General features: G+C 39.3%; 2 protein-coding genes. Both read left to right on the plus strand.

Going from position 1 to position 2004, the window contains the following annotated elements:
• Positions 1-640: 640 nt before the first annotated feature.
• Complete coding sequence (locus IAQ59_RS21835; protein ID WP_209332978.1) at positions 641-868, plus strand: DUF433 domain-containing protein; 228 nt, start codon at positions 641-643, stop codon at positions 866-868.
• Between the two features lie 71 nt (positions 869-939).
• Positions 940-1227 carry a DUF5615 family PIN-like protein gene (locus tag IAQ59_RS22830; protein WP_425342629.1) on the plus strand — a complete coding sequence of 96 codons (288 nt, stop codon included), beginning with the start codon at positions 940-942 and terminating at the stop codon, positions 1225-1227.
• Positions 1228-2004: the final 777 nt, after the last annotated feature.

Below are 2004 nucleotides of genomic sequence, written 5' to 3' on the forward strand. Positions count from 1 at the left end.
TCGGTTAGTCTTAGTATCATGGTAAGTCGTTGAAAATAAACAGGTTTAATTTTTTTTCAGAAAATGTGAGTAGGTTCGTAAACCTTGTAAATCAGCGATTCTCCGCGTTTTCAGCGTCATCAGCGTTCAGGATAAAATGGAACACGGAAGGACGCAGATATAGCGGATGGCCACGGATAGGTTAGGCGAAGTAATCTAGACAGTCGTTGGAAAAAAGAAGATTAAATTTTATTTAGAGGATATATTTAGATTCATAAACCACGTAAATCCGCGATGTTCGGCGTATTCAGCGTCATCAGCGTTCAAAAAATAGAACACGGAAGGGCACGGATGGTGCGGATTATCGCGGATAGGTTAGGCTTAGTATTCTAGTAAGTCGTTGAAAATAAACAGGTTTAATTTTTTTCAGAAAATGTGAGTAGGTTCGTAAACCCAAGTAAATCCGCGATTATCCGCGTTCTCAGCGTATTCCGCGTTCCGGTTAGGTAAGTACATTAAATCCGCGAACCTCCGCGTTCTCCGCGTATTCAGCGTTCTATAGAAAGAACACGGATTTGGCGGATATTTCAGGTAGTTGGTTTAGAATATGTTAACATGTATTTAAAAAAACCGTAGATTAGAGTATGCTAACTATTATGCAATGAATCTATTAAGCAGAATTACAGTTGACCCACATATTTGCCATGGAAAGCCTTGCATTAGGGGCATGCGTTGGCCAGTTGAAGTAGTGATCGATATGCTTGGGTCCGGAATGGGTGTTGAAGAGATTGTGGAAGATCACCCTGAATTGGAAAAAGAGGATGTTTTGGCCTGTTTACAGTACGCAAAGTTGTCCCTTTCAGGTCAAGATATCCAAGAAGTGGCTTGATGAAGTTCTTGTGTGATGTTCATATATCTTACAAATTGGTAAATTACCTTCGATCAAGATAGTATGATACCATTCACATAAACGAGATTTTGGAGGGATCAAGTACTAAAGATAAGGACATTTGCGAATTTGCGGATGCGCAAGATTTGATAGTTATCACGAAGGATGCGGATTTTAGAAACAGTTACTTGATAAATAACACGCCCAAGAAGCTGGTAAGAATTAAACTTGGTAATCTAGCCAACTCAACTCTGATAAAAGTAATTTCTGAAAATCTTAATTTTATCAAACGGTTGAATTCCCAAGGGAGCTTTATGATTGAGCTGGACCAAGTATCGTCTAAATTTATCATAAAATAAAGATAATCCATAAAAAGAACACAGACGCACACGGATGTAGCGGACAAGTAAGAAAAAAGAACGCAGAAGGACACGGACTGGCGCAGATATTCGCGGATCGGTTAGTCTTAGTATCATGGTAAGTCGTTGAAAATAAACAGGGTTAATTTTTTTTTCAGAAGATGTGAGTAGGTTCGAAAAACCAAGTAAATCCGCGAATCTCTGCGTTTTCCGCGTCATCAGCGTTCTATAAAAAAGAACACGGAAGGACACAGATGAAACGCCGATGATCGCGGATAGGTTGGGTTTAGTAAGTTAGTTAGTCGTTGAAATAAGAGGAGTTTATTTATTTTGAAAATGTAGGTATGTTCGTAAATCCAAGTAGATCAGCGATTATCCGCGTACTCAGGGTCATCAGCGTTCTATAAAAGGAACACAGAAGGACACAGATGTAGCGGATGATCACGGATAAGTTAGACTAACTAGCATGGTAAGTCGTTGAAAATAAACAGGGATAATTTTTTTTTAGAAGATATGAGTAGGTTCGTAAAACAAAGTAGATCCGCAAATCTCCGCGTACTCCGCGTAATCAGCGTTCAAAAAAAAGAACACGGACGGACACAGATATAGCGGATGGTCACGGATAGGTTATTCTAAGTAGCATGGTAAGTCGTTGAAAATAAACAGGTTTAATTTTTTTTCAGAAAATGTGAGTAGGTTCGTAAACCTTGTAAATCAGCGATTCTCCGCGTTTTCAGCGTCATCAGCGTTCAGGATAAAATGGAACACGGAAGGACG

It is taken from the genome of Lunatimonas salinarum (assembly GCF_017811155.1).
GTDB classification, from domain to species: domain Bacteria; phylum Bacteroidota; class Bacteroidia; order Cytophagales; family Cyclobacteriaceae; genus Lunatimonas; species Lunatimonas salinarum.

What these genes read in the sequence shown, in the direction of transcription:
- IAQ59_RS21835 (WP_209332978.1), top strand. Translation starts at nt 641, where the DNA reads ATGAATCTATTAAGCAGAATTACAGTTGACCCACATATTTGCCATGGA.